This is a genomic window from Pricia antarctica (genome assembly GCF_900101815.1).
GTDB lineage: Bacteria > Bacteroidota > Bacteroidia > Flavobacteriales > Flavobacteriaceae > Pricia > Pricia antarctica.
Genome location: NZ_FNAO01000001.1, coordinates 420798 through 441882, shown reverse-complemented (window position 1 = coordinate 441882; position 21085 = coordinate 420798). Strand labels below are relative to the sequence as shown.

At 43.9% G+C, this 21085-nt stretch carries 15 protein-coding genes; 11 read left to right on the top strand and 4 right to left on the bottom strand.

Annotation, left to right across the window (positions count from 1 at the left end; all coding sequences use genetic code 11):
* Positions 1–6: 6 nt before the first annotated feature.
* The 7 genes from BLT07_RS01830 to BLT07_RS01800 all read left to right on the top strand — a co-directional run bounded on the left by BLT07_RS01830 (position 7) and on the right by BLT07_RS01800 (position 8863).
* Positions 7–1785, top strand: coding sequence for a BatD family protein (locus tag BLT07_RS01830; RefSeq protein ID WP_091865124.1), 1779 nt, complete (start codon positions 7–9; stop codon positions 1783–1785).
* Positions 1786–1820: 35 nt separating this feature from the next.
* Positions 1821–2579 carry an SH3 domain-containing protein gene (locus tag BLT07_RS01825; RefSeq protein ID WP_091865122.1) on the top strand — a complete coding sequence of 253 codons (759 nt, stop codon included), beginning with the start codon at positions 1821–1823 and terminating at the stop codon, positions 2577–2579.
* Positions 2580–2639: 60 nt separating this feature from the next.
* Positions 2640–2939 (top strand): hypothetical protein, encoded by a 300-nt coding sequence (locus tag BLT07_RS01820; protein WP_091865120.1) that lies wholly within the window; start codon positions 2640–2642, stop codon positions 2937–2939.
* 223 nt (positions 2940–3162) lie between these two features.
* Entirely contained in the window at positions 3163–3789 is a 627-nt protein-coding gene (locus BLT07_RS01815; protein WP_091865118.1) for a carbonic anhydrase, read from the top strand.
* 70 nt (positions 3790–3859) lie between these two features.
* Positions 3860–5743 (top strand): SulP family inorganic anion transporter, encoded by a 1884-nt coding sequence (locus BLT07_RS01810; RefSeq protein ID WP_091865116.1) that lies wholly within the window; start codon positions 3860–3862, stop codon positions 5741–5743.
* 185 nt (positions 5744–5928) lie between these two features.
* Complete coding sequence (locus BLT07_RS01805) at positions 5929–6855, top strand: PfkB family carbohydrate kinase (RefSeq protein ID WP_091865114.1); 927 nt, start codon at positions 5929–5931, stop codon at positions 6853–6855.
* A gap of 109 nt (positions 6856–6964) precedes the next feature.
* Entirely contained in the window at positions 6965–8863 is a 1899-nt protein-coding gene (locus BLT07_RS01800; RefSeq protein WP_091865113.1) for an amidophosphoribosyltransferase, read from the top strand.
* 957 nt (positions 8864–9820) lie between these two features.
* On the opposite strand, the gene BLT07_RS01795 is transcribed toward BLT07_RS01800, so the two are convergent.
* A complete protein-coding gene (locus BLT07_RS01795) occupies positions 9821–10429 on the bottom strand; it encodes a superoxide dismutase (RefSeq protein WP_091865111.1) in 609 nt (202 codons plus the stop codon).
* Between the two features lie 98 nt (positions 10430–10527).
* On the opposite strand from BLT07_RS01795, the gene BLT07_RS01790 reads away from it, so the two are divergent.
* Together BLT07_RS01790 and BLT07_RS01785 are read left to right on the top strand one after the other, a co-directional pair.
* Positions 10528–13683 (top strand): UvrD-helicase domain-containing protein, encoded by a 3156-nt coding sequence (locus BLT07_RS01790; protein ID WP_245726421.1) that lies wholly within the window; start codon positions 10528–10530, stop codon positions 13681–13683.
* A 113-nt stretch (positions 13684–13796) separates the two neighbouring features.
* A complete protein-coding gene (locus BLT07_RS01785) occupies positions 13797–15467 on the top strand; it encodes a glycerol-3-phosphate dehydrogenase/oxidase (RefSeq protein WP_091865107.1) in 1671 nt (556 codons plus the stop codon).
* Between the two features lie 62 nt (positions 15468–15529).
* Here the strand turns inward: BLT07_RS01785 and BLT07_RS01780 are convergent, their stop codons facing one another.
* The 3 genes from BLT07_RS01780 to BLT07_RS01770 form a co-directional block, all read right to left on the bottom strand.
* Entirely contained in the window at positions 15530–16531 is a 1002-nt protein-coding gene (locus tag BLT07_RS01780; protein ID WP_091865105.1) for an NAD(P)H-dependent glycerol-3-phosphate dehydrogenase, read from the bottom strand.
* Positions 16532–17003: 472 nt separating this feature from the next.
* Positions 17004–17525, bottom strand: coding sequence for a DUF421 domain-containing protein (locus BLT07_RS01775; protein ID WP_091865103.1), 522 nt, complete (start codon positions 17523–17525; stop codon positions 17004–17006).
* A gap of 94 nt (positions 17526–17619) precedes the next feature.
* Positions 17620–18009: a hypothetical protein gene (locus BLT07_RS01770; RefSeq protein WP_091865101.1), complete on the bottom strand. Its 390-nt coding sequence runs from the start codon at positions 18007–18009 to the stop codon at positions 17620–17622.
* A gap of 203 nt (positions 18010–18212) precedes the next feature.
* Here BLT07_RS01770 and BLT07_RS01765 point away from each other — a divergent pair, with 203 nt between their 5' ends.
* Positions 18213–19184, top strand: coding sequence for a phytanoyl-CoA dioxygenase family protein (locus BLT07_RS01765; protein WP_091865099.1), 972 nt, complete (start codon positions 18213–18215; stop codon positions 19182–19184).
* Between the two features lie 41 nt (positions 19185–19225).
* Positions 19226–20854 carry a SulP family inorganic anion transporter gene (locus BLT07_RS01760; protein ID WP_091865097.1) on the top strand — a complete coding sequence of 543 codons (1629 nt, stop codon included), beginning with the start codon at positions 19226–19228 and terminating at the stop codon, positions 20852–20854.
* Positions 20855–21085: the final 231 nt, after the last annotated feature.

Sequence of the window (21085 nt, the reverse complement as noted above, 5' to 3'; positions counted from 1 at the left end):
GAAAGCATGATACTATTTAAGAGGTATATCACCCTGGTTCCGTTGTTGTTTTTAGCCATTGTGCTAAAAGCGCAGGACAATGATGCCGTTACCTTCGATATGAGGCTCAGCAAAGACAAGCTGGGAATGAACGAAAGGCTGCGGGTCGACTTCGCCATGAACAAGGATGGGGATAACTTCAATCCTCCTGATTTTACCGGTTTTCGCGTGCTTATGGGGCCTTCGCAATCTATAAGTAGATCTTGGGTCAATGGGGTGCGCAGCTATTCCAAAATCTATTCCTATACCTTGGCTCCACGATCACAGGGCAAGTTTACCATCAAACAGGCGACCATAGAAATCGCCGGTAAGACCTATAAATCGACCCCTAAGGAAATTGAGGTCACTCCGGCAGTTGACAAGCCGAGCGATCAAATGACGGCCGATGATGTGGCCGACGAAAGTCTGCATCTCGTAGCCGAGGTCTCCAAGACCGATCCCTATCTTAACGAAGCTGTGAGTGTGGTCTACAAAATGTATATCAGCCCGTCAATAAGTATCTCCAACTATCAACCTCTCGACAATCCGAAGTACAATAACTTTTGGAGCCAAGATATTCCCGTCTCCAGACCTGACGTAAAAAACGGCACCTATGATGGCAAGCCCTATCGCTACGTCATCTTAAAGAGGGTAGTGCTCTATCCACAAAAATCGGGAAAACTGGAAATCGAACCCCTTTCCCTCGAAGTCACTGTAGATGTGCCGACCAACCAACGCGATTTTTTCGGGGGGCGCATCTACTCACCGGCCGTCAAAACGGTGTCAGCAGGCAACCGTACCATTGACGTAAAAGAATTGCCCGAAAAAGGCAAGCCGGTCAATTTTAGTGGTGCCGTTGGTAAATTCGATTTCTCGGTAACCACCAGCAAGACCCTTCTTAACGCTTCCGAATCGCTACAGGCCAAGGTGCAGGTGAGTGGTAAGGGCAATCTAAAACTTTTTCAACTTCCCAAACCCATTTTGCCCAGCTCGTTAGAGGTATACGAGCCCGAATTTGAGGAAAACGTCAGAACCACGCTCTCGGGCACCCAGGGAACGGTAAGTAACAATTACACGATTGTGCCTTCCTTTAGAGGCAAGTATCCTGTGCCATCTATCTCATTCACGTATTTTGACCCCACTTCGGAAAACTACAAAACGCTTACTTCCGATGAAGTTGTTATCAATGTTAAGGAAGGTCCCACGAGTGCCAACGATATATCGGCTGCATCACATTCCAACGGAAAGCAGTCCGTAGTCACCGGCAACCAGTTCAATTTTATAAAATTGAAGCCCCATCTGACCGCTATCGGTACAAACTATTTTTTCGGGTCTACCCAGTTTTATTTGTGGTTGCTGTTGCCCCTGTTGCTGATACCCTTTGCCATCATTTTTGGAAAAAAACGGGAAGCGATTGCCGGCGATGTTGTCGGTAACCGTATTCGAAGGGCCAATAAACTAGCTAAGAAATATCTTTCGAAGGCCCGTAAAGAACTCGGCAACAAAGAACCGTTTTACATCGCTCTTGAAAAAGGCTTGCACAACTATTTAAAGGCCAAGCTCAAAATAGAGACTTCGGAGTTTAACAAAGAAAAGATCGCATCTCTATTGGACGAAAAAAAGGTTGACGAATCGACCAAGGACGGCTTTATCGCCTTGCTCAAAAATTGTGAAATGGCGCGATACAGTCCGTTCTCGCAAGTGCAAATGCAGCAAGATTATGACAGCGCTAGCGAGGTAATCTCGCAGTTGGACAAACAGTTGTAGGAATCAGGATGAGATAAAACATCCAAAAAACAATAATGAAAAAAATTCTATTCATAGTCACCTTACTAATCGGCATTGCGGCCTTCGCACAAAACAAGGCTCTATTCGATCGCGCGACTGAGTCATACAATGGTGGGGAGTACCAGGCAGCCGTCGACAGTTATCTTGAAATCCTTGAAGAAGGTAAGCACTCCCCCGAGCTTTACTATAATTTGGGTAATGCGTATTATAAATTGAACCAGATTGCGCCCAGCATCTACTATTACGAAAAGGCCCTTTTATTGAAGCCTAACGATTCCGAGATTAAGAACAATCTTTCCTATGCGCGTAATATGACCCTCGATGCCATCGAAACCATGCCGGAAACCGGGTTCGCAAAAATCTACAATAGCCTTCTCGGTTATCTCTCTTTTGATCAATGGGCCTATGTTGCCGTTGTTTTTGTCGTTCTTTTTGTACTGCTCTACATCGCGTTTTACTATTTCCGATATGCGTCGCGAAAACGTTCGGCATTCGTCTTGAGCATAGTTTCCCTTTTTATCGCAATTCTATCCTTGGTTTTCGCCTACTTGGAATACAATGCTTTCAACGCCGATCGGCCTGCTATAGTTTTCGCACAGGAATCAAGTGTTAAATCAGAGCCCAACAAAAAAAGCCAAGAGGCATTTGCCCTTCACGCGGGTACCAAAGTAATCATACTCGACGCACTTAACGGTTGGAAAAAAATACGAATAGCTGACGGTACTACGGGATGGATTTCTTCCGAGGACATCAAGGTCTTGAAAGATTTTTAATATTTTCTTAACGTGCTTTGGAGCGGATTCCATTATTTTTACGCAAACCCGAATTATTCTATGTCGAAACCACGCATGCTTTTTATTCTTCTCGGTCTTTGGCTTTTTGCCATAGCTGCCCCAAGCGTGATTACTTTGATCGACGTCGATAAACCTGTTGTGGTCAGTAATATTAATGAAGAGGAACACCAAGAACAGGGAAAAAAAAGTTTCGACGAAAAAAAAGTCGTCAATAACGGACTATCCGATTTTTCCTTGTTATCCCAATGGCAAGAATCTATTCTTTACAATCCTTATCTTCTAAGAAACTCCGACCATAGGGCGGAAATCGTACTTCCGCCACCGGAACGTATCATTTGATAGCAGTGGTACTTTAACGTATAGGCGTCGGGAATCGAAAACAACTCGTGTCAAGATATACGTAAGGCAACAATGTATTCCGTTTTGATCCTTCGAGGGTACCTCTCTCAGAATCGCTTCGCTTTTTCTCACAACTTCACTAATTTTAAAGATCGATAGCCTTATCAGGGTAATTATCCGATATTGCCTATGGTCTACTCTTATTCATCTAAATAAATAGTATATGAATCTCGATAATGTTTTCAAGAACAACGAAAAATGGATCAAAGCTAAACTATCCGAAGATGGCGAATTCTTCGATGAGTTGGGCAAGGGCCAAAATCCCGAACTGCTGTATATCGGGTGTTCCGACAGTAGGGTGACCGCCGAAGAATTGATGGGCATGGGCCCTGGCGAGGTGTTCGTTCACCGAAATATCGCGAATATGGTCATCAGCATCGACCTGAACGTGATGTCGGTTATAAACTATGCGGTGAACCAATTAAAGGTGAACCATGTCGTGGTCTGCGGGCACTATGCCTGCGGGGGGGTAAAGGCGGCGATGCAATCCGCAGATTTAGGTATCCTTAATCCTTGGCTGCGCAACATTCGCGATGTGTATCGCATCCACAGAAATGAGTTGAACGACATCGAAGACGAAGATAAGAAGTATGATCGTTTGGTAGAACTCAATGTGCAAGAGCAATGTGTAAACCTTATCAAGACTGCGGCCGTACAAAAAGCTTATCGCGATCGAGGCCTAAAAGTATACGGTTGGGTATTTGACGTGCATACTGGAAAACTGATTGATCTAAATATCGATTTCGAGGGCATCCTCGGTAATATCATGGAAATCTATCATTTAGATTGATTTCAAAACGATTTTAGCTTTACCACAGCACTAGTTTAAAAGTCCATATAAAATTTGAAATAGTCAACACATGAAAAATTTATTCGCAAACCTTAAGGGTGACCTTTTTGGCGGAATTACCGCTGGTATCGTCGCTCTCCCCTTGGCCCTTGCTTTCGGCGTTAGTTCAGGCATGGGCCCCAGCGCCGGACTTTACGGAGCTATTTTTATCAGCTTTTTTGCTGCCCTTTTTGGAGGCACCAACACTCAGATTTCCGGGCCAACCGCGCCGATGACGGCAGTAAGCATGGTCGTTATAGCCGGAATCGTCGCAGCCAATGATGGAAGTCTGGAAAAGGCATTGCCTGCCATACTTATTGTTTTTCTGTTGGCCGGCCTTATGCAGATTGGACTTGGTCTGATCGGTATCGGCAAATACATCCGGTATATTCCCTACCCTGTAGTATCCGGCTTTATGACTGCTATTGGGGTTATTATCTTGGTGACCCAGATATTGCCTTCGTTGGGTTATTATCCGAAAGAAGATGCCGAACTCGTGAGCCAGTATAAGCCCATGGCCGAAGAGATTATTCTCGACAATATTCTAAAGGATGAGGCCGGAGAAGGAATCTTGGTGCTCGAAGATTTCGAGCAGACTATCGAAAGGGCTGGGAATATCACCGAAGAAGATATGCAAAAGGAAGCCAGAACCCTCGCCAAGAAAGAAGCTTCAGGGGTTATTGGTTCTTTAAAAGTAATGCCTAGGGCATTAGGCAATATTAATTGGCTGGAGTTGATGTTGGCGTTATCCACGATTATCATCATTTATGGTTTTAAACGGATCACTACGACGATACCTAGCGCACTAGTGGCCTTAGTGGTAGTTTCTGGGGTCGCCTACGGTTTTGGATTGAATTACCGCCCCATCGAGCAAATACCTAGCGGATTTCCGATACCCAATCTGGGGATATTTACGGAATTCGAGCTGGGAGCGGTTACGCCCTACGTGTTTACTGCGTTGACCTTGGCACTTTTAGGGGCCATCGATTCACTATTGACCTCGGTAGTGGCCGATAACATGACCAAGACAAAGCACCAACCCAATAAAGAGCTTGTCGGGCAGGGTATCGGCAACAGTATTGCCGCAGTTTTCGGGGGAATACCCGGTGCCGGGGCAACGATTAGAACAGTGGTGAACATCAATGCGGGCGGTAAGAGCAAGTTGTCGGGTATGATTGCCGGAGTGCTACTATTGGTCATTTTATTGGCCTTGGGACCGGTGGCATCGCAAATTCCCGCTGCCGTGCTTGCGGGTATTTTGGTTACCGTAGGTATTGGGGTAATGGATTATAAGGGATTAAAAGCCATACCCAGTCTGCCCAAAGACATGAGCCTGGGTCCCATAAAATTTAGTTCCGAGGTAGTGATTATGTTGGTCGTATTGGTACTGTCCTCTGTGTGGAATCTAGTCTATGCGGTAGGGGTAGGTCTGGTAATCGCGTCATTGATGTTCATGAAAAAGATGGGTGACATTACCGCACAGCACTCCGATGTGAAAACGCTTGAAAAAGAACAGGGCTGGGCCGACGAAGCGGGTTTCCCACAAAGCCTAAAAGAGGAAGTCTTTATTAAACATCTAAAAGGACCATTATTTTTCGGGTCTACCAGTGATTTCCAACAGCTTGCCGACCAGATTCCGAGAACCGCGTCGACGGTCATCATTCGAATGGACCGTATGCCATACATGGATCAATCGGGACTATACACATTGGAAGACGTGCTTATCGACCTGAAAAAATCCGAAATCAACGTGCTGTTGGTCGATGTGCTCAAACAACCGCGGTATATGATGGAACGGGTCGATGTTATTCCTGATTTGATTCCCGAAGAACATATCTTTAACACCTTTTCGGATTGCCTGAAGTGGATAGAGGCCCATGTTAAAGATAAATATACTCAGGTAGTAGAGGCTTGATTTTCTCCATTTAAGAATACGTCCCGACTTTGTACCCGGAAAACCGGATGCAAAGGCCGGGGCGTTTCCATTAAAAATAGACCGCGGATTTTATTTTTGTTGGTACTCCAAAACCTTACCTTTGCACAAGTTCGGAAATAGTGGCAATTAGATACGTACACATTTCCAATTCAACACAATACTACATGGGCAAACTTCTGATCGTAGGCACTGTTGCCTTTGACGAAATAGAGACTCCTTTCGGTAAAACGGATAAAATACTTGGCGGTGCCGCTACTTTTATCGGGCTGGCCGCTTCACAGTTCGAAGTCGACTCGGCCATTGTCTCCATTGTTGGCGACGACCTGCCCGAAGAATATTTAGATCTTCTCAGAAACAAAAATATCGACCTGTCGGGAGTAGAAATTGTCAAGGGTGGTAAAACTTTTTATTGGAAAGGTAAATACCACAACGATTTAAATTCTAGGGATACCTTGGCCACTGAGCTGAATACCTTAGCGGATTTCAACCCCGTTGTCCCCGATAATTTTAAGGATGCCGATATCGTCATGTTGGGCAATCTTCACCCGAATACTCAAATGAGTGTCATCGAACAAATGAAAGCTACCCCCAAGCTCATCGTACTTGATACCATGAATTTTTGGATGGATAATGCCCTCGAAGAACTAGAGCAGGTCATAAAGCATATTGATGTAATCACGATAAACGATGCAGAGGCCCGGCAACTTACCGATGAATATTCACTGGTCAAGGCCGCAGAGGAAATACAAAAAATGGGACCCAAGTATGTGGTTATTAAAAAGGGAGAACATGGGGCTTTATTGTTCCATAACGAAAAGGTGTTCTTTGCCCCTGCTTTGCCTTTAGAAGAAGTGTTTGACCCAACAGGCGCCGGTGATACTTTTGCCGGTGGATTTTCGGGCTATTTGGCAGCTACCGATACTATTTCGTTCGCCAATCTGAAAAATGCTGTCATTCACGGCTCCAACCTGGCCTCGTTCTGTGTGGAACGTTTTGGTACAAGACGGATGCAAGACCTGAAAAGGGAAGAAGTCAACCAACGCTTACACCAGTTCAAGACCTTGACCCAATTCGACATAGAATTAAAATAGGTATAAAATCTGCCCCAACATTTGGGGCTTTTTTAATGCAAGTTGGCATATAGATTGCAACCAATAAATGACTTTATAGCCCGTAACCTTTTTTAACCCGCAACGCAAAATGAGTGACGCTATCAAACATGAATGTGGTATTTCTTTGATTCGGTTATTGAAACCCTTGGAATACTATAAGAAAAAGTACGGTACAGCCTTTTATGGGGTAAACAAAATGTACCTGATGATGGAAAAGCAGCATAACCGGGGTCAGGACGGTGCGGGTTTTGCTAGCATCAAATTGGATATGGAGGCCGGTGAGCGTTATATGAGCCGGGTACGTTCCGTGGCACAACAGCCCATTCAGGATATTTTCGACCAGATCAACGACCGCATCAATACTACACTAAAGGAGCATCCGGAATATGTTGACGACGTCGCCATGCAAAAAAAGCATATCCCATATATCGGGGAAGTGTTATTAGGGCACGTGCGCTATGGTACTTTTGGAAAAAATAGTATCGAAAACGTACATCCGTTCCTACGCCAAAACAACTGGATGCACCGGAACCTTATCATTGCCGGAAACTTCAACATGACCAATGTGAACGAGTTGTTCGATAACCTGATCCAATTAGGGCAACATCCCAAGGAAATGGCAGATACGGTCACCGTGATGGAAAAAATAGGTCATTTTTTGGATGATGCTGTTGCCAAGCTCTATAAACAGATAAAAAAAGAAGGGTATACCAAACAGGAAGCCTCCCCGCTTATTGCAGAAAGGCTCAAAGTGCACAAAATTTTGAGAAGGGCGGCCAAAAACTTTGACGGAGGCTATGCTATGGCCGGACTTCTGGGCCATGGCGATGCTTTTGTATTGCGAGATCCTGCAGGTATACGTCCGGTCTACTATTACCAAGATGACGAAGTGGTCGCCATCGCATCCGAACGACCGGCGATACAGACCGTGTTCAATGTGCCCTACGAAGAAGTCAAGGAATTGGATCCGGGACATGCCATCATTGTAGAAAAGAATGGTAAAACATCCCTAAAAAAAATCTTGACCCCAGTAGAAAGAAAGGCCTGTTCTTTTGAACGGATCTATTTTTCACGAGGTAGCGATAAGGAAATTTATCAGGAACGAAAAATGCTGGGCAAACTACTTTTCCCCCAGATATTGTCGTCCATAGAAAATGATATAAAAAACACCGTGTTCTCCTATATTCCGAATACAGCGGAAACCTCTTTTTTCGGTATGGTAAAGGAGGCGCAGAACTACCTCAACAAGAGAAAGGAAGAACAGATTCTTTCCATCGGAACAAAAATCACGAGCGAGCAGCTCCACGAAATTCTGGAAGTACGTCCGCGTATTGAAAAAGTGGCCATAAAGGATGCTAAACTACGTACCTTCATTACGCAAGACAGTAGTAGGGACGACTTGGTGGCCCATGTTTACGACATTTCATATGGCTCTGTTGAAAAAGGGGATAACCTTGTAATTATAGACGACAGCATTGTTAGGGGTACAACCCTGAAAAAGAGTATCCTCCGTATTTTGGACCGGCTATCGCCGAAAAAAATAGTCGTAGTCTCTTCCGCTCCGCAAATCCGTTATCCCGACTGCTACGGTATCGATATGGCCAAGTTAGAAGATTTTATTGCCTTTAAAGCGGCATTGGCGCTGCACCAAGAACGTTTAACCATGAACATGGTAGACGATATTTACGATAAATGTATGGCACAGGCCGATTCAAGGGATGTTGAGGTCATAAACCATGTCAAAGACTTCTATGCACCATTTACCGCCCAGGAAATTTCCCAGAAAATAGGGGAATTATTGAGTCCCGATGATATGAAGGCCGAGGTACAGATTATTTATCAGACCATAGAACATTTACATCAGGCCTGTCCGAAGAATTTGGGGGACTGGTATTTTACCGGAAACTATCCGACTCCGGGAGGAAATCGTGTTGTCAACAGGGCCTTTATCAATTTTTATGAAGGCAAGAACGAACGGGCGTATTGAATTGCTTCGATGTTCGAATGAATGGGTTCCCATCGATGAAATACAGGTAAATATGCATTTCATCGATAATTTAAGTTCTATATCGTTTTTTCAGCGTTTTAACGGCTTTCTCAAGGTAAATTTGAGCTTACCATAGCATAAGTAGGTTAAGTTCATGGTAAGATTTGGGGCAAAAAAGGTGGAGACTTCTCCACCTTTTTTATTTTCAAATCCCCATCAAAATTTGATGTACGCGATTCATCCCATATTAGTCCCTTTCAACAAATAAAATTTCTATAGGTGCGCTTTTGCAATACATTTGTCTCACCATAGCATAAGTAGGTTAAGTTCATGGTAAGATTTGGGGAAAAGGCGGAGCAAATTGTTCCGCCTTTTTATTTATAGACTTTTTTGTCATACTGAGGAATGGCTTAGTCTCTTTTTTAGGCCCCATATCACCATTCAAATGAGTCTATATGCCAAAAAGCCTGCTTAGTCTTTAAAAAGCCTCCTAATGGTTTCAGCACACTCAACCACCTTACTATTGAATCTTGCATTTCGTCCTAGGAAACGGTCATTCATCTAAAACCTTTTTTAAAAGGTCAACCTTGCTGTATTTTTGAAGGACCATAGCATAAGTAGGTTAAGTTCATGGTAAGATTTGGGGAAAAGGCGGAGCAAATTGTTCCGCCTTTTTATTGGTACCAACCCCATTTAAAGATAAGGTTAACCCCAGTTTGAACCGAGATTAACCCCAGTTTCGAATAAAAAAAACCATTATTTTTAATAAAAACTTTTTTTATTCGCAACAATCCTAGTATTTTTGAATTGCCATAGCATAAGTAGGTTAAGTTTATGGTAAGATTTGGGACGAAAAGGGTGGAGACTTCTCCGCCCTTTTCTATTAAAAATAAGAATTAAAAAGCCCGGAACCAAAGTTGGTTCCGGGCTTTTTAATTTAAGGGACTCCTTTAAGTCTTACTTGCCGTCGGCATATCGCTTTGCTACCTCGTCCCAATTAATTACATTGAAAAACGCATTGATATATTCAGGTCTTTTATTCTGATAGTGCAGGTAATACGCATGTTCCCATACATCAAGTCCTAAAATGGGATGACCTCCACAACCGGTATCGGGCATCAGTGGACTATCCTGATTCGGAGTGGAGCAGATTTCTAATTTTCCGCCCTTGTGTACGCACAACCAAGCCCAGCCCGATCCGAAGCGTGAACCTGCGGCGTCACTAAACTTCTCTTTGAAACTGTCGAAAGAACCAAAAGCCGCATCAATTGCTTTGGCAACCTCACCGGAGGGTTTTCCACCACCGTCGGGAGACAACATTTTCCAGAATAGGGAATGGTTATAAAATCCGCCCCCGTTATTTCTCACCGCGGTTTTTGACATGTCGAGATGCTGCAAAATATCCTCTATTTTCTTATCTTCCATTTCGGTTCCTTCTATGGCGGCATTCAATTTATTTGTATAGCCCGCATGGTGTTTGTCGTGGTGTATTTCCATGGTACGAGCATCTATATTCGGTTCCAATGCATCGAATGCATACGGTAATTTTGGTAGATCAAAAGCCATTTTATAGTGTTTTTTAGATTAATAAGTTTATTCTTTGCAACACGCATGCTGCTATATAGCTAATGTACATTTTTTAACAGGTAAAACCCCCTAATTATTTGTTAAGAACAGTAATAGAATCCGTATTTTGCGTAAAAAAGCACTTGCAAGACGCCCCTTTCAAAATATACAATGCTTCCGCCGGTTCGGGCAAGACCCACACCCTGACCAAGGCCTATCTTAAAATCGCCCTGTCTTCTGCCGGACGTTTTAAGAAAATACTGGCTATTACCTTCACCAACAAAGCGGTAAACGAGATGAAACACCGTATTCTCGACAGTCTGTACCAATTTGGTAATATCGATGACCCGAAGAATGCGCCTCCCCTTTTCCACGATCTCATGAAAGAGCTACAGATTGATGCTCGAGCACTTCGCCAACGATCGAAATCTACCCTGAAGGAAATTTTGCACAACTATGCTTTTTTTGATATCTCGACCATCGACCGGTTCACGCATCGTCTTATACGCACTTTTGCCAAGGACTTGAAGCTTCCTCAAAACTTCGAAGTGGTTCTCGATACGGATCTTTTATTGGACGAGGCTGTGGCAAGACTGGTCTATAAGGCGGGTACAAACAAAAAACTGACCAAAGTACTCTTGGATTTTGCTTTGGAAAAAATAGATGACGATAAAAGTTGGGATATTGGCCTCGACCTTTTCAATATCGGAAAACTGCTGTTCAACGAAACCCATACACAGCATCTCGAAAAGCTAAAGGATAAGGGAATTGACGATTTTTTGGGATTAAAGGGAATACTGCGCAAAAGGGCAAAGGCACTAAAGGAAAGATTGGTCGATACCGCTTCACAGACATTGCGCGTAATAGAAGAAGAAGGATTGGAAACGTCGGATTTTACCGGAAGCTATTTTCCAAAGTTCCTGATAAAAATTGCAGATGGAGATTTGAATATGGATTTCAGCGCCGCATGGAAGCAAAATTTCGAAACCGTGACGCTGTACAACAAATCCGCACCTGAAAAGGTGAAGGCAACGCTGGATAGACTACATTCGGAATTCACGATTGTTTTTAATGCATTACAAACGGGGTATTACGAATTGGCCTTTCTGAAGAATGCCTATAACAACATCGTACCGCTGACGGTGCTCAATGCCATCCAGCACGAAGTGAAAACCCTGCAATCCGAGAACGATCAACTATCGATTTCGGAATTCAACACGTTGATATCCAAAGAAATAAAAAACCAACCTGCCCCTTTTATATATGAACGTCTCGGGGAGAAATACCGACATTATTTTGTTGACGAATTTCAGGACACCTCTACCCTGCAATGGAATAATCTGGTACCGTTGATAGCGAATGCCCTCGAAAGTGAGGACATGCAGGGCCGACGTGGCTCCTTGTTTCTCGTCGGCGATGCGAAACAGGCCATTTATCGCTGGCGTGGCGGTAGGGCAGAGCAATTTTTGAATTTGGCGAACGGCGTTGAGAATCCGTTTGTAGCGACTCCTAAAACCGAGTTTCTCCCCATCAATTACCGAAGTCATGAAGAGGTCATCAAATTTAATAATGATTTTTTCACCGCTACGAGTCCGTTTCTGAATAATGAATTGTATAATACCCTATTCGTCGAGGGCAACCGGCAAGGCTACAATCCCAAAAAAGGAGGAAAGGTTCAGCTGAGCTTTATCGAAAAAGATCAAGAAGAGGATAAGAACGGCCTCTATTGCGAAGAAGTCCTAAAAACCATCCGGTCGGTAATCGAAAAAAACTATAGCTATGACTCCGTTTGTATTTTGGTGAGGGGCAAAAAGGAAGGGGTTGTACTGGCCGATTTCTTGGCGCATCGGGAGATTCCTACCATTTCCTCAGAAAGTCTTTTGCTAAACAGTAGCGATAAAGTACGTTTTTTAGCCCACGTGCTGGCCTATAGCGAAGACGTGAAAAATCTGGAAGTAGCGTATGGAATACTATCCTTTTTATCGGCTGAAAAGAAAGACCGGCATTCCTTTATTTTTGATAACCTACGCCAGATAGCAAAGCTCTTAAAGGCCGATTACGGTTTTGATTTGCACGTTCTCCAACAAATTTCGGTCTACGATGGGATGGAGCTGGCCATAAAACAGTTCGACCTTGCCCCAAAATCGGATGCCTACCTTACTTATTTTATGGATGTAGTATTGGAAGTCGAGCAAAAGAAAGGTACAGGTATTCAAACCTTTTTATCCCATTGGGAAAAGAAAAAGGACAGGCTGTGCATTTCCGCCCCGGATAATATCGACGCAGTGCGTATTATGACCATTCATAAGGCCAAAGGACTTGAGTTTCCTATCGTTATTTTTCCCTTCGCCAATGAGAATATGTATAAACGGATGGATAAAAAACTATGGCTACCCTTGGATGCGGATGCTTTTAATGGCTTCGAGGAGGTGCTGGTCAATGAAAAAAAAGAGGTGGAAAATTATGGCGAGGTGGCGGCCGAACTGTATTATGAGGAAGAGCATAAAATGGAACTCGATGCGTTCAACGTACTTTATGTGGCACTGACCCGCGCCGAAAAGGCTTTGTACGTGATCAGCGAAAAGGACCTCACTAAAGACGGTGAACATAAAACAGACCTTTATTCCGGACTTTTTATTGACTATCTGAAAAAGAAAGGGCTATGGAAGGATGACGAGCGCAGCTATAGTTTTGGCACTCTGGAGGAAAATACCAGCGCCTCTACCGTTACGTCTCACGAAAATATTACCTATCGATACACCTATAAAAACAGGCCGGGTTTCCGCATTTTGACCAAATCGGGAATGCTTTGGGATACAGATCGGCAAGAAGCTATTTCAAAAGGGAATTTGATACATCATCTACTGGGTCTAGTGGAAACCGAAAAGGACGTTGATGCCGCTTTTGATTTTCTTATGAGAAACGGCGATATGGCCAGTAATGACATCAAAAGCATCAAGAAAAGTATCCTACAGGTGCTGAGTCATCCAGAATTAGCCGTATATTTTCAACCGGGTAAGATCATCAAAAACGAAAAGGACATTATTACCGAAAAGGGTCGGATATTAAGGCCTGATAAGATTGTCTTTCAGGGAAATTACGCCCACCTTATCGATTATAAAACTGGCGGGCCCGACCCAAGGTACAAAGAACAGTTATACACGTATTCCGATGCCTTGGAAGCCATGGGTTATCAAGTTCAAAATCGATTACTTGTTTATATTAATGATAGGATTATTGTCGAGAGGGTCTGATGGGATTATAGGGTATATTGGAACTGACTCTGGAAGTATAAAAACCCAATAACGTCTTGTCAATTTGTGCAACTCGTTTCTAATAGAAGTAATATAAAATCAAACAGTAAACAATGGTAAAAAATATAAAATTTTCAAACCTAGATAGAAAAAAAACCATTGAAACCCTTACCAAAACCGAATATGACCTTGTGGTGATCGGTGGCGGAATCACGGGCGGGGGTATCGCTTTGGACGCCGCTTCCCGCGGATTGAAAGTGGCTTTGGTCGAAAAAGGCGATTTTGCTTCGGGCACAAGCAGTAAATCCACCAAACTGATTCATGGGGGATTACGATACTTGAAACAGTTTGACTTTTGGTTGGTAAAGGAAGTAGGTTCGGAACGGGCCATTGTGCATAAATTGGCGCCGCATTTGGTACTTCCCGAGAAAATGTTGTTGCCGTTAATCGAGCATGGCTCGTATGGTAAATGGTTGACTTCGATTGGTTTAAAGGTTTACGATATCTTAGCTCAGGTCGAAGGTGAGGATAAGCGGAAAATGTTGGACAAAAAAGAGGCCCTAAAATTGGAGCCCTTACTGCCCAAAAAGATATTGAAGGGTGCAGGCTATTATGCCGAATACCGGACCGACGATGCCCGACTGACTATAGAAAATATTAAGACCAGCCTTCAATTCGGGGCACAAGCGCTTAACTATGCCGCTGTGGATGATTTTATCTATAATGATGAAAAAGTCGCGGGTGTCAATGTGAAGGATGTCTTGTCAAATAAAACGTTCGCTATAAAATCTAAATATGTCATCAGTGCAGCCGGGCCCTGGGTCGACGATTTACGCAGCGTCAACAATTCGAAAAAAGGGAAGCAATTGCATTTGACCAAAGGGGTGCATTTGGTGTTTCCCAAGGAAAAACTACCGATAAAACAGTCGGTATATTTTGATGTGCCCGATGGTCGAATGATGTTCGCTATCCCGCGAGGAAAAGTTACCTACATTGGTACTACCGATACTAATTTTAGTAAGGACAAGAATGAGGTACGTACCGATTTAGCTGACGCCATCTACTTAATATCGGCGGTCAACAACATGTTTCCCAAAATTAATTTGGAAATGGAGGACATCATATCCTCTTGGGCCGGTCTTCGCCCCCTAATTCATGAAGAAGGCAAATCCGCCTCCGAACTGTCAAGAAAGGATGAAATTTTCACATCCGACACCGGACTCATAAGCATTGCCGGAGGAAAATTGACAGGCTACCGCAAAATGGCCGAAAGGGTAGTGGACCGTATCGCAAAGAAAATGGAAGAGGACGATAATAGGCAACTCAAAGAATGCTATACGGAAGATATCCCCTTAAGTGGCAATGACGGTTTTAAAAAATTCAAACAGGTCACAAAATATATTTCGGACGTATACGACGGCATCAAACCGGAGGGTTTCACCGAACATGATGCCTGGGCCTTGGTTACGCGTTACGGCAAACAGACCGACACGATTCTAAAAACCTATAGAAGTTTAAAAGATACCGATCAGTATGTACGTATGGCGAAAGCCGAACTGCGTTTCTGTATCGACTACGAAATGGTTCAAAATCCGATGGATTTCTTTATCCGCAGAACCGGTAGGTTATATTTTGATATTGACAGCGTCCGTAATTTGATGGAACCTATTTTGGAAGAATTCAAAGCGATATACAAAGTCGAGGATACCCAGATTATAGAGTGGCGTGAAACACTGCAGGCTGAATTGCAAGAACATTCGAATTTTTCTTTGGAGCGCAATTAGTCTGACGTACATGAATTGCTCGTGTCTCACTTATACCTTGCAGGTCGGTAACACTTTGCGATTCAATCCAACTTTTCCGTCAAATCCAAAAAAATCCTTCTCGCGTTCTTTCCCTCGTACAAAACAGCGTAAACTGCATCGATAATTGGTGTTCTCGCTTTTTTCTCGAATTTCGACTTAATTTCAAAGGCACTTTTGGCTGCATAGTAGCCTTCTGCTACCATACTCATTTCCATCTGGGCACTTTTTACGGTATAGCCTTTACCAATCATATTGCCGAACATTCTGTTACGGCTAAAAGTGGAATATCCGGTAACCAATAGATCCCCCAAATACGCGGAATTGTTGATATTTCGGTCAATTTTATGAATTCGTTTGGTAAACCGCTTCATTTCGCGAATAGCGTTGCTCATTAGAACGGCTTGAAAATTATCGCCATACCCTAGACCATGGGCGATGCCCGCTGCGATGGCGTAAATGTTCTTGAGCATAGCCGCGTATTCAGCGCCTATTATATCTTCAGTAACTTTGGTCCTGATGTAGTCGCTGCTGAGGTTTTCGGCCAAATATTCAGCTTTTTCGGCGTCCGCGCAGGCGATGGTGAGATAAGAAAGTCGCTCCAAGGCAACCTCTTCCGCATGGCAGGGTCCGGTAATTACCCCGATATTTTCGAAGGGGATGCCATATTTCGTATGAAAATGCTTTCCGACAATCATTCCAGATTCGGGAACTATTCCTTTTATGGCCGAAAAAATGATTTTATCCTTTATGTCAACCGTCAGTTTTTCGAGTTCACCGCCCAAAAAGGCTGAAGGAACGGCAAAGATTAAAATATCCGCCTTACCAACGGCAACATTGATATCATCGGTCAAATCGAGTTTGTCGGTATCGAAGGTAACCGAGGTCAAATAGTTCGGATTGTGCTTTTGGATTTTGATGAAACCCACCGCATCAGAATTCCGCATGTACCAGCCTACCTTGTCTTGGTTGACACAAAGCATTTTAACCAGGGCCGTTGCCCAGCTTCCGCCACCGATAACGGCGAATCTTTTTGGATTTTTCATGTTACGTTTAAGTCCGCCAGACCTGACAGGTCTTTATCTTCCGCGGTAAAAACCCTGCGGACAATCAAGACCTGCCAGGTCTATTTCACGATTCACTACAAAATTACTTAAAATTAAGGGCAAAGCGGTTTTTTGGAACCTCAAGTCCAAATTCGATGAAATACTTAAAATTTTAACGTGTACTTGGGTCCTATAAGGCAAGATTTTGAAATTGTCGGCGTTAGTATTAGAAGAACTATTGGATACTATTTCTGCGGTTCAAAATCGCACTTAAAATGTTTTTGGTTGGTTATTTATTTAGAGACCGCCCTGGTTTGAAAAAGCCAGGGTGGTTTTGTTTTGTGGTTTTACGCTGATGAGTAGAAGCTATTTCACATACCTATCGGTATCGACAGAGATTCACATCGGCCTTTATCCATAGATTTAAAGGTTTTCCTTAGTTTTTTGAAATTGGGTGTTTGGATTATGGGATTTAATCCCCAACATCTTCCATTATAATTTCATCCAACTCTGTAGTATCCGTGGTATGCAGCACCGAAATATCTCCTGTAGTCTCAAAAACGACTGCTCTCACCTGAGAAAGCTGCAGCACGTTGGCTTCTCGTAATTTCCCCATCAAATCCGCCCGGCTGACCAGCGCTTTTTTAAGGTTCTTCTCAAAGATTTTTCCATCCTTCATTAAAAGGATGGGTGTATTGGTGAGTAATTTTTCCACCCTGTCCGAAGACGATAGTATTTTGGCGAATACTACCTGTAAAAAAGCCAATAGTGCCAAGGAGACAAAGGCGGGCATCAAATTCGATGTCGGCTTGTTCACCGCATCTGCCAAAATCGAACCCATGGCGATAGTCACTGCAAAATCGAAACTCGTCATCTTGGCAAAAGTCCGTTTTCCTGCAGTTCGCGTAATCAACATGACATATAGGTAGATAGAGATGGCCGCAACGCACATCTGAACAATGGTCCACGGTTTCAACGAAGTAAAGATTTCCATATTTTTTCTAATTTTATAGGATGACTCTTAGAAAAGATTTACGCTTCCTTGAATTTGGAATTTAGGGCCGAAGTCTCGGGAAGAGTTTTTCTTTTTATTGCTTTACCAGCTCCAAGGTCTGCACCTGATTTTTACCGTCGGTGGACTTCCATTTTTGGCTTTTGTTCTTGTTTTCAAGATAAATCCATGTTTTTGAGATATCCGAATCCTCACTTTTGATGGTAATATAACTTTCGGTCGCTGACCATTCGAAAGGAGTGCTGTCATCCTTTTCAACGCCGAGCACCGTGTAGTTCATTTCCTTTTGGCCGGTACCATTTTTATCAAAGGAAATCGAGCCGACATTTTGAACGGAAACTCCCTTTTCACCGGGGCTCACGTTCTCATATTTTTGGACCGTCCACGTACCGACTAATCTTTGCGCGCATGAGGTTAAAAGGAATGGTAGTGAAATGAATATAAAATAGAATGATTTTACTTTCATGGATACTTATATTTAGTTTATCGTAAAATAACCGATCTATTCGATACATTTTGCCCCTGAAGGCTATTTTTCTAGTGCTAAAGGCAAAGAAGTCGAATATCTCGGTTCGAAACAAAAAGTCTAAATGATTTCAAAGTGTGGGGGTCTATTGGATATAAATTCGGCAAATTTCCGTAATTTAAATGCATCAAAAATGTACCACTATGGATTCGAAGTATAAAGCGGAGATGGCTAACAAAGCCCATGAGGAAATCCCCGGAAATCCATCTACCGCAACAAGCAGCAAGCAAAAACTGAACGACCGAAGTAATGGGAAGCCTTTGCGTGTCTTGAGCGAGTCAGACTGGAAATTTTGGAAGTACAACGGATATATTGTTATAAAAAACGCCGTTCCCAAAGAACAGGCACTAGCAACGGCCAATTTTATCTGGGAGTTCGATGAAAAAGACCCAGATGACCCAAAGACTTGGTATGCGCCGCCCAGGGCTGAAATGAAGATGAAAGAATTGACCGGTACGGGTATGGTCGAGGTCTACAACCATCAGCAACTTTGGAACAACCGACAAATGCCCCGCGTGTATGATGCCTTTGTCGACGTCTGGGGCACTGAAAAGCTGTGGGTGACCATCGACAGGGCAAACCTCAATTTTCCCTTACCGCCGGGAACCGATAAGAAGGGTTTCATACATTGGGATTATGACCCCGAGACCCGTCCGCAGAATGTACAGGGCGTTTTGGCCCTCGCCGACCAGACTGATGAAAATATGGGCGGCTTTCAATGTATTCCATGGCTCTACCGCAACTACGACACCTGGAAGCTGACCCAACCCGAAGACCGCGACCGGTTTCAGCCAGATATCTCTGATTTGGAGGATAAAATCGTAAAGGTAAAAATGCAAGCAGGAGATCTGCTTATTTTCAACAGTACAGAACCCCATGGTATCCGCCCGAACAAGTCGAAAGATAAAGTGCGTATCGCCCAATATATTTCCATGATGCCAGCCGAAGAGGATAACGAAGAGATGCGGCAATGGCGCATCAATTCTTGGAAGGAACGTATAGCGCCCGAGGGGTATGCTTTTCCGGGCGACCCCAGAAATTGGGAGCAGGAGAAATACGGAACCGCCCAACTGACGGCGCTAGGGGAGAAGTTGTTGGGGTCACGGAAGTGGTAAAATAATAAGCCGTATTTTTGCACGCTCAAAAAACCAGCCCAGTGAAAAAGTACCTCAACCTCTTTAACTTTCAGCAAAAAGTCGATTATAAAACGGAAATCCTATCGGGACTTACCGTAGCCTTGGCTTTGGTGCCAGAGGCTATCGCCTTTGCCCTAATTCCCGGTTTTTCGCCCCTGACCGGTCTTTATGCTGCCTTCGTACTCTGCTTGATTACCTCAATTTTTGGTGGACGTCCCGGCATGATTTCCGGGGCCACGGGAGCGGTAGCGGTCGTCTTTATCGGATTAATTTTAGAGCTAAAACGCAACTTTCCCGGTATCGAGCCCGAAACCATATTGAACTATGTCTTCGCCACCGTAATCGTAGCTGGCGTGCTACAGATTGCGGTGGGATTGCTCCGTTTGGGGAAATTCATCCGTTTGGTGCCGCAGCCTGTGATGTTTGGTTTTGTAAACGGATTGGCCATCATTATTTTCATGGCCCAGTTCCCCAATTTCTATCAAAAAGGCACCGATACTCTATTGCCTACGGCTCCGTTTTTAACCATGCTGGGGCTGGCTTTGTTGACCATGTTAATCATTTGGGGCCTGCCGAAACTGACCAAGGCCGTGCCGTCTTCCTTGGTGGCCATCGTTGTGGTTTCGGCCATTGTCATCGGTTTTGGAGTCGATACTTTGACGGTAGCGGGCATCATGGGCGAAGGCGAATCCATCAAAGGCGGATTTCCACCGCTAACCATTCCGCAGATCCCGCTGACCTTTGCATCCTTAATGATTATTTTACCTTATGCGGCCATCGTGGCGGGGGTAGGTTTGATCGAAAGTCTCTTGACCCTAAACATCATTGATGAAATCACAGAGACCCGAGGTAGCGGCAATAAAGAGTGTGTTGCCCAGGGCACAGCGAATATCTTTTCCGGATTTCTTTCCGGTATGGGCGGCTGCGCCATGATCGGGCAGAGTTTGATCAATGTTTCCGCAGGGGCTAGGGCCCGCTTGTCTGGCATTACTGCAGCTATCATGTTGCTGGTATTTATTATGTTCGGCTCCAGCTTGATCGAACGTTTGCCTATGGCGGCCTTGGTCGGCCTGATGTTTATGGTCGCCATAGGCACCTTTGAATGGGCGAGTTTTAAGACTTTTCGGAAAATGCCCAACTCCGATGTGGTGGTCATGGTTCTCGTGACCCTCATTACAGCGATTACCCACAACTTGGCAATTGCCGTTCTATTGGGTGTAATCATATCCGCGTTAGCCTATTCATGGGAAAACGCCAAGCGGATCCGGGCGAGAAAACGTATCGACGAAAATGGTATCAAACATTATGAAATCTACGGTCCGTTGTTCTTCGGATCGACCACCCTTTTCGGAGAAAAGTTCGATGTACAGAACGATCCCGACGAGGTCATTATCGATTTCAAGGAAAGCCGAATCGCCGACATGTCCGGCATCGAGGCCTTGAACAAGATTACCCAACGTTATGCCAAGGTAGGGAAGAAAGTCCACCTACGTCATTTAAGCAAGGATTGCATCCGACTTCTCGAAAACGCAGAGGAAATTATTGACGTGAATGTACTGGAAGACCCTACTTACAAGGTAATGGTCGATAAAGTGAAAAAGAAGGGGAATGATGATTTGAAAAACCCTTATGAGATTTGGGGGCTTTAGCGGTTATACACAATGGTGAGCGTTTTTTTTGCGGTAATTTAGGCAGAAAGCTTTTTTAAATCATCAATTGATATTTCAGAGGACTCTAGTTTTGAAGTTGAAGTATTTGCAAAATAGAAATATAAGTCAAAGGGTCTGGAACGTTGGCTAGCTGAGAAATCGCTAAATGACGCGTATTATCGAATATTGGTTAATCCATACGCAGACCTCTATTTCCGCATTAGACGCCAG